Consider the following 6,900-nt stretch of genomic DNA (forward strand, 5'->3'; position numbering starts at 1 on the left):
CGCATGATCGGCCGCCTGAATCACGTCGCCATCGCCGTACCCGACCTCGAAGCCGCGAGCGCGCAGTACCGCGACACGCTCGGCGCCTCGGTCCGCGCGCCGCAGGACGAGCCGGATCACGGCGTGACGGTCGTCTTCATCGACCTGCCGAACACCAAGATCGAACTGCTTTATCCCCTCGGCGAGGATTCCCCGATCGCGGGCTTCCTCGCGAAGAACCCGAACGGCGGCATCCACCATATCTGCTACGAGGTGGACGATATTCTCGCCGCCCGTGACACGCTCAAGGCGGCGGGCGCGCGCGTGCTCGGCAGTGGCGAGCCGAAGATCGGCGCGCATGGCAAGCCGGTCCTGTTCCTGCATCCGAAGGATTTCACCGGCACATTGGTCGAGCTCGAACAGGCATGAGCATCACCGCGATCATCGTGATCTTCGCCACGATCTGGTTCCTCGCGCTGCTTGTCTGCCTGCCGATCGGGCTCAGGACGCAGGGCGAGGAAGGCACTTCGGTGCCGGGCACGCCATCCTCGGCGCCCGCCGATCCGATGATTCGCAAGAAGGTGGTCTGGGCGACCTGCGCCGCCATCGTGATCGGCGCGCCGCTCTGCCTCTATCTCACCTATGGCGGCGTCTCGATCCGGGACCTCGACATCTGGGGGATCATGTGATCCCCGCCGAAACGGCGGCCGACCGGTAACGCCGTCACCGGAAATTCAGCCGTCGACATTCCCCGGAAACCTGCTAGCCTCCCGGGCGAGTGCGACAATCGTCGCAACCACAGGGAGCAGAAAGAAGGAGGCCGCCACGTGAGCATGACGACGACCCTGACCCTCCTGGGCGGCACGGCCGCGCTCTTCGCCTATGTCGCGATACAACTCTCAGTTGCACGGCGCTCGGCGAAGATCCGGGTGCGTGTCGAGGATCGCCGGCGCCCGGGCCCGCGTTACTGAAGCGCGCTGAGAAGGCGCCACATCGAAACCCTGAGGACACCGCCGGGCGAGAGCCTTGGCGGTGTCTTCCGTTCAGGGTCTTCCAATCAGAGCCTTCTCTCCGGCCCTTCGCCTCAGTTCAGCCTGTGGAACTGGTGCGTGAAGACGGCGACCCCGAAGATCGGCACCAGCAGGTTCAGGATCGGCACGGTCAGCGGCACGGCCATCAGGATGCCCGCGAGCCAGATCCGCCAGAAATGCCGTTTGCCCATCCGCCCCGCCGCCTCGAAGCCGAGCCGCCGCGCGGCGACGAGCTGGAAATACTCCCGCCCGAGCAGGTAGCCGTTCAGCAGCAGGAAGACCGCCGGAGCCAGCGGCGGAAAGGCGAGGTAGAGCCCGAAGGCCACGATGTTGACGCCGAGCACGATGCCCGCGAAGCGCATCGCATCGCCGATCTGCTGTCCGAGCGGCAAATCCGTCGCGGGCGGCAACGCCGGATAATGGCGTGCCTCCACCGCCGCGGCGATCGCGTCGAGGAAGAAGCCGACCACGCCCGCGGCGACCGGGACCATCAGTACGACCGACAAGAGGAGCATGAGCCCGACCGCGCCCCAGGAGACGAGGTTGTCAACGAAGGTCACCTCTCCGACCCAGGGCAGCGTCACGGTCGGCGGCAGGAGCCAGCCCAGTCCGAACATCACCGCCCAGAACACGACCGCGAGGGCGACGATGGTCAGCGCCAGAGAGCCGAAGAGCACCCGCATGAAGCGCGGATCGCCCATCTGGCCAAGCGCCCGCCCGAAATCGACGAAAAGTCCCATCAGCGCGGCGCCTCCCCGGATCGCATCTGTCCCCTGTGCTTCATCTTCGCCACGGCCAGCGACGCCATCACGGCGCGGCCGATCATGCGAGCGACGGCGATCAGTCTCGCCATGTCACGATCTTGTCGAGATCGGGCCGCGGACGGTCCGGCACTTCGCCGACGCCGGTGCCGATATAGATGAAGCCGACGATCCATTCGTGATCGGCGAGCCCGAGTTCCTTCTCGCGCAGGTCCACGTCATAGGCCGGCCAGCCGGTGAGCCAGTTCGCGCCCCAGCCCTCCGCGAGCGCCGCGTTCAGGAGGCTCAACGCCACCCCGCCGGCCGAGAGCGTCTGCTCGATCTGGGGGATCTTGTCGCTTTCGACCGGGCTCGCCACCACGGCGATCGCGACGGGCGCCTGTTCGAAGGCCAGCGCCCCCTTCTCCGCGTCCTCTCCCGTCTCCTCCGCGCGTTCCCGGATCGCCTTGGCGAACCGGCCGAGCGCGACGCCGCGCAGCACGATCAGCCGCCAGGGTTCGAGCTTGCCGTGATCGGGTACGCGCACGGCGGCGGTCATTATCCGGGTCAGCGCCTCCCGGTCCGGTTCCGGCAGGCCGAGCAGGCGGGCGGGCCGCGAGCGGCGGGTCAGAAGGAATTCGGCGGCTTCGGGGCTCGCGGGCATGGTCGCTCCTTGAAAGATATCCCGCCGATCAGATGTTCGCCACGGCGGGCCGCGTCAAGAGCACTCCACGGCACTCGGCAGCTTCCGCCCCCTCTCACTCGCGCCCCAGCACCCGGTCGCCCACGAACGTCTCGACGGCTCCGCCGCTGAAGGCCGCCATCATCGCATCCGGGTCATAGACCGAGGCGAGCCAGTCGCGGAAGGCGATCCCCGTCCGTCGGTGCTCCGCCGCGTAGGCGTCGATCATGTAGCCGAGCACGCCGGTCCGGCCTCGCCTCAGATGCAGATAGCGCCAATGAAGCTGCTCCCGGGCCGCCTCGGGCCCGGCGTCTGTCCTGAGCAGCAGGTAGAGCGCGGCGACGAACCCCGCTCGGTCCGAACCCGATTTGCAGTGGATCAACATGGGCTTGTCGGCGCAAGCGAAGATTTCGTCGAGCCGCGCGATGGTCTCGAAATCCGGCAGCTCCCGCGAGTTCAGCTTGAGATCGACGAGCCTGATCCCGACCTCGTCGCATGTCTGGCGCTCAAGAATGTAAGAGCCCCATTCCGTCGCGCCGCGCAGGTTGAGGATGGCCCGAAATCCGCGTCGGGCGAGATCGCGGATCGAGCCGGGATCGGGCTGGCTGCCACGCCAGACACCGGGCGCGACCTCGTGCAGGTTGCGCCACAGGTAGCGCACCAGGCCATGGTCGAAGACCAGCATGTCGATGAGCGCCCCCCGGCGCATCGCCGCGCCGCCCGCGGCGAGCCAGCGATCCTTCCAGCGTCGATGCCAGACCCGCGGCGGGCGTTCCTGCCGCGCCCGGGAGGCGGCGTCCCTGCCCATCGCTCAGCCCTCGGCGGAGGCGATCACCGGGTCGTCGGTCACGCGGCAATTGGCGGTCAGTTCGGAGAGCGGGCGCCCCTGCGTCCCGTCCGCGCCGAAATTCGCGCGGTCGAGCCATTCGGCATAGGCCGCGCCGAGGCAGGGCCAGTCACGGTCGACCATCGCGAACCAGGCCGTGTCGCGGTTGCGCCCCTTCACCACCGTCGCCTGCCGGAACACGCCCTCGTAGGAGAAGCCGAACCGCTGCGCCGCGCGGCGGCTCGGCAGGTTCAGCGCGTCGCATTTCCATTCGAAGCGGCGGAAGCCCAGAGCGAAGACATGGGCGGCCAGCAGGAAGATCGCCTCGGTCGCCGCGCGCGTCCGCCGGATACGGGGGGCGAGGCAGATGTGCCCGACCTCGATCGAGCCCTGCTCCGGCGAGATCCGCATCAGGCTCATCACCCCGCCTGGCAGTCCGGTCGCACGGTCGATCAGGGCGAAGAACAGCGGATCGCGGCTCGCACCGAGCCGCTCGATGAACCGCGCGTATTCTCCGATCCCGAAGAACGGTCCGTAGGGAAGATAGTCCCAGGTATCCTCGGCGCCTTGCAGCGCGGCATGCAGATCCGCGGCGTGGCGCCGGTTGAGCGGCTCGAGCCGCGCATAGGCGCCTTCCATCACCACGGGCTCCGGCGTCAGCGCCGGCTTCCAGCCTTCGACGATCCACCCAAGCCGCGCCATACCCCACCTCTTCCGAACGCGCGCGACCCTGCCACGTGGCCCCGCCGGCCGCAACGGCCCATGGCGACGCAAGGCGCGCGAAACCCCAGCGACGGCCCCGCGCGGCGCTGTCTCCGCGGCGCGTGCCGGACGACGAGGTCTTCGCCGGCAGGGCCCCGAAGTGGTACAATAGCCGGATTACGCGCATCGATCATTGAAACACCTGTTCATTGGAGGAGCCCATGGCCGATCCGAAGTCCATCACGGACCGTATCACCGAACTCAGCGGGCTCGCTCGAACCGCCTGGGCGAGCCTTCTGACCGCTGTTCTCTTCATCGGCGTGACGCTCGTCTCGCTCAAACACTCGGAATTCCTCGTCGCGGGCGAGAATGTGGCGCTTCCGGTCATCAACCTCAGCATGCCGACCCGGATGTTCTTCTTCTGCGCGCCGGTGCTCCTGGCCGTGCTCTACGTCAACCTGCACAACTACCTGAGCCGGCTCTGGAAAACCTTCGAGATCGCCCCGCCCGACCGGGCAGCGGCGCCCGGCGTCGAAGGGTTCCGTCTCGCCGACGCGGTGCCCACCTGGATGGGCAACGACCTCGCCCTGTCGCTCAGACCCGAGAACCGGCCGCACGGCTCGCAATGGGAGCGGCACCGGAACCTGCTGGCGCGCTTCCTGTTCTGGTGGCTGGCGCCCGCGGTCCTGCTTTACGGGTGGTATCGCTTCCTGCCGGCGCGCGATCCGCTGCTCACACTCGTCATCCTCGCCTGCCTCGCGGTCATGGCGGCCTATGGCGGGCGCAGTCGAATCGAGGCGCTGGTCCGGCTTGCCCGGCGCGACAGGGACCGCCTGACGCGAAGCTCGCGCGACATCGCGGGCGCCTCGCTCGTCCTCCTCACGTTGGCGAGCGGTGCCTGGATCATCGCTCCGACCGGGCTGAAACCCTATGCCGACAGGTTCGACCGGAGCCTCGAGATCCTGTCGGGCATGGGCGCGGAGAACACCGTTGGCATGCGCCGCGCCGCGGGCTTCGTCGGGCTCACCATCGATGTCGACCGCGGCGCGATCGCGCCGGCGCGGGGCATCTCCTCCGCCGAGGACAGTTTCGAGACCTTCCGGACCGGCTGGTGCAAGGAAATGGGCCTCGGGCTCGACATCTGCGGCACGGTGCCCGGTGTCAGCATCGGCGCCACGAATACCGCGATCCTGCACCGCCGCGCCTATTGCCAGCGCGCCGAGAACCGCCCGGCCTATCTGCGCCCGGCCGATTGCGGCGAGTATTTCGACTTCATCGACGCGCGGCTTGGCTCTGACTGGGACGCCGCGCGCCGGACCGAACTGGCGCGACTTCCCCGGATCGATCTGACCGGGCGCGATCTCATCGGCGCCTCGGCCGAAGGGTCCGAACTCAGCCGCGTCGATTTCACCGGCGCGAACCTCACCGGTGCCAACCTGCCCTGGGCGCTGCTGGAAGGCGCGACGCTTCAGCGCGCCAATCTGACCGATCTCTGGGCCTACTACGCCGATTTCAGCCGCGCGAATTTCACCGATGCACGCATGACGAGCGCCAATCTCGAACGGAGCGATCTGAGTGGCGCGGCGCTCATCCGGGCTGATCTTCGCGGCGCCAATCTCAGCGGCGCCAATCTCGTCGGGGCCGACCTCAGCGGCGCGGATCTTCGCGGCGCGAAGCTGAACCATGCGAAGCTCCACCGCGCGCGGCTCGACGCCACGGTGCTGTTCGACACCGACCTGACGAACGCCGATGGCCTCACGCCAGTCCAGCTCGCCACCGCCATCGGCGAGGCACCGCCTCCGGAGGCCGAGACGGGCGGCACGCGGTTGCCCAGGCAGCGCGAGTTGAGCCTGCTGCCGCTTCAGGCCGCGGTGACGCTTTCGCTCGGAAACTGCTTCCCCGGCGACGAGCTTCCGGACGTGCTGCGGCGCGGGACGGAGTACTGGCCAGAGGCAAAGCAGGCCGAATGGAAGGCGATGCTCTGCGACGAGCAGCCGGCGGAGCCGCGGATGGCCGCGACCGGCCTCACTACGCCGCCCGCGAACCGGCGCGTCGAGCCCTATCCACGCGCACCCTTCGCCCCGGTGCTGCCCGCGACCTTCGGCGCCTCCGAATAGGCCTCAGCCGAAGGAGAAGCCCGGCGGATATTCGTGCAGTCCGTCGAAATCGGCCTTGCCGAGCGAGACGCCCGCGTGTTTGAGCGCCAGATAGGCCATCGACTGGTGGAAATAGAGGTTCGGCAGGCCGAAGCCGTTCAGGAACTGTTCGGCCGGCAGTTCCAGATGCGCGATCCCCGCCTGCGCCCGGATCACCCGGCGGCCGCTGTGCCTGAATTCCTCCGGATCGAGCCCGCGCAGCAGGGCCCGCGCCCCCTCGATCCGGGCGAGCAACCCCGGCCCGTCCATCAGGTCGCGCAGTTCCGGCGGTCGCCTGCCCACCAGCGGGAAGGCGACGCGAAGCGTGAACTGCACCGCCGTCGCGACCTGCCGCGCGACGGACATCATGTTCGGATGCGGCCGCCGCGTCAGCGCCTCCTCGTAGCCGGGCCCGAGCTCTTCCTCGGCATGGCGCAGCATCGCCTCGGACCGATCGAGAACACCGATGAAGACCGGCACGGAGGCCGTGTAGAAAGGCGGATGTTTCTGGTCCATTCCGGCGCCCCTCGCGCTTCGCTTGTCTCAGGACGAGGCCCGACTTAACAGGCTTCTGACGAAATGTCGCGGACGGCCTTTAGGATCGCATCGTCGCCGCGATGGTACTCGAACCCGATCTCCAGCGAGGTGTCCTCGAGGAGTTCGAATGAGCCCGAACCCAGAGGTGGTCCCTGAACTGATGGAGTGGATACCCCCGCCGACGGCATCGCGTTGTGCCAAGCTGGCGCTCTTGCGGTCACCAAGGGGAGGAATCCATGAACGAGGCAACAATCATCGGCATTGATCT

The 6,900-nt window shown here is 68.2% G+C and carries 9 protein-coding genes; 4 read left to right on the top strand and 5 right to left on the bottom strand.

Features of this window, described 5'->3' with window-relative positions; all coding sequences use genetic code 11:
* Positions 1–3 precede the first annotated feature (3 nt).
* From mce to ACLJK8_RS10645, 3 genes are all read left to right on the top strand, one after another.
* On the top strand, positions 4–408 hold the full coding sequence (gene mce, locus ACLJK8_RS10635) for a methylmalonyl-CoA epimerase (RefSeq protein WP_413150237.1): 405 nt from the start codon (positions 4–6) through the stop codon (positions 406–408).
* Positions 405–668: a DUF1467 family protein gene (locus ACLJK8_RS10640; RefSeq protein ID WP_413150238.1), complete on the top strand. Its 264-nt coding sequence runs from the start codon at positions 405–407 to the stop codon at positions 666–668. The genes mce and ACLJK8_RS10640 overlap by 4 nt, the downstream gene beginning before the upstream one ends.
* A 138-nt stretch (positions 669–806) precedes the next feature.
* Complete coding sequence (locus ACLJK8_RS10645; RefSeq protein WP_413150239.1) at positions 807–950, top strand: hypothetical protein; 144 nt, start codon at positions 807–809, stop codon at positions 948–950.
* A 113-nt stretch (positions 951–1,063) separates the two neighbouring features.
* Here the strand turns inward: ACLJK8_RS10645 and ACLJK8_RS10650 are convergent, their stop codons facing one another.
* The 4 genes from ACLJK8_RS10650 to ACLJK8_RS10665 all read right to left on the bottom strand — a co-directional run bounded on the left by ACLJK8_RS10650 (position 1,064) and on the right by ACLJK8_RS10665 (position 3,960).
* Entirely contained in the window at positions 1,064–1,750 is a 687-nt protein-coding gene (locus tag ACLJK8_RS10650) for an EI24 domain-containing protein (protein WP_413150240.1), read from the bottom strand.
* A gap of 100 nt (positions 1,751–1,850) precedes the next feature.
* Positions 1,851–2,414, bottom strand: a complete 564-nt coding sequence (locus tag ACLJK8_RS10655; RefSeq protein ID WP_413150241.1) for a nitroreductase — start codon at positions 2,412–2,414, stop codon at positions 1,851–1,853.
* A 94-nt stretch (positions 2,415–2,508) separates the two neighbouring features.
* Entirely contained in the window at positions 2,509–3,240 is a 732-nt protein-coding gene (locus ACLJK8_RS10660) for a fused DSP-PTPase phosphatase/NAD kinase-like protein (protein WP_413150242.1), read from the bottom strand.
* Positions 3,241–3,243: 3 nt separating this feature from the next.
* Positions 3,244–3,960: a GNAT family N-acetyltransferase gene (locus ACLJK8_RS10665; protein WP_413150243.1), complete on the bottom strand. Its 717-nt coding sequence runs from the start codon at positions 3,958–3,960 to the stop codon at positions 3,244–3,246.
* A 221-nt stretch (positions 3,961–4,181) separates the two neighbouring features.
* Here ACLJK8_RS10665 and ACLJK8_RS10670 point away from each other — a divergent pair, with 221 nt between their 5' ends.
* Entirely contained in the window at positions 4,182–6,077 is a 1,896-nt protein-coding gene (locus tag ACLJK8_RS10670) for a pentapeptide repeat-containing protein (RefSeq protein ID WP_413150244.1), read from the top strand.
* 3 nt (positions 6,078–6,080) lie between these two features.
* Here the strand turns inward: ACLJK8_RS10670 and ACLJK8_RS10675 are convergent, their stop codons facing one another.
* Entirely contained in the window at positions 6,081–6,611 is a 531-nt protein-coding gene (locus tag ACLJK8_RS10675; RefSeq protein WP_413150245.1) for a DUF1993 family protein, read from the bottom strand.
* Positions 6,612–6,900 lie beyond the last annotated feature (289 nt).

Origin of the sequence: Amaricoccus sp. W119 (genome assembly GCF_047275745.1) — a bacterium.
In the GTDB taxonomy this organism is placed as follows: domain Bacteria; phylum Pseudomonadota; class Alphaproteobacteria; order Rhodobacterales; family Rhodobacteraceae; genus Amaricoccus.

Coding starts and splice junctions, on each gene's coding strand:
- ACLJK8_RS10655 (WP_413150241.1), bottom strand. CDS start 2,414: ATGCCCGCGAGCCCCGAAGCCGCCGAATTCCTTCTGACCCGCCGCTCG.
- ACLJK8_RS10640 (WP_413150238.1), top strand. CDS start 405: ATGAGCATCACCGCGATCATCGTGATCTTCGCCACGATCTGGTTCCTC.
- ACLJK8_RS10670 (WP_413150244.1), top strand. CDS start 4,182: ATGGCCGATCCGAAGTCCATCACGGACCGTATCACCGAACTCAGCGGG.
- ACLJK8_RS10650 (WP_413150240.1), bottom strand. CDS start 1,750: ATGGGACTTTTCGTCGATTTCGGGCGGGCGCTTGGCCAGATGGGCGAT.
- ACLJK8_RS10675 (WP_413150245.1), bottom strand. CDS start 6,611: ATGGACCAGAAACATCCGCCTTTCTACACGGCCTCCGTGCCGGTCTTC.
- ACLJK8_RS10665 (WP_413150243.1), bottom strand. CDS start 3,960: ATGGCGCGGCTTGGGTGGATCGTCGAAGGCTGGAAGCCGGCGCTGACG.
- mce (WP_413150237.1), top strand. CDS start 4: ATGATCGGCCGCCTGAATCACGTCGCCATCGCCGTACCCGACCTCGAA.
- ACLJK8_RS10660 (WP_413150242.1), bottom strand. CDS start 3,240: ATGGGCAGGGACGCCGCCTCCCGGGCGCGGCAGGAACGCCCGCCGCGG.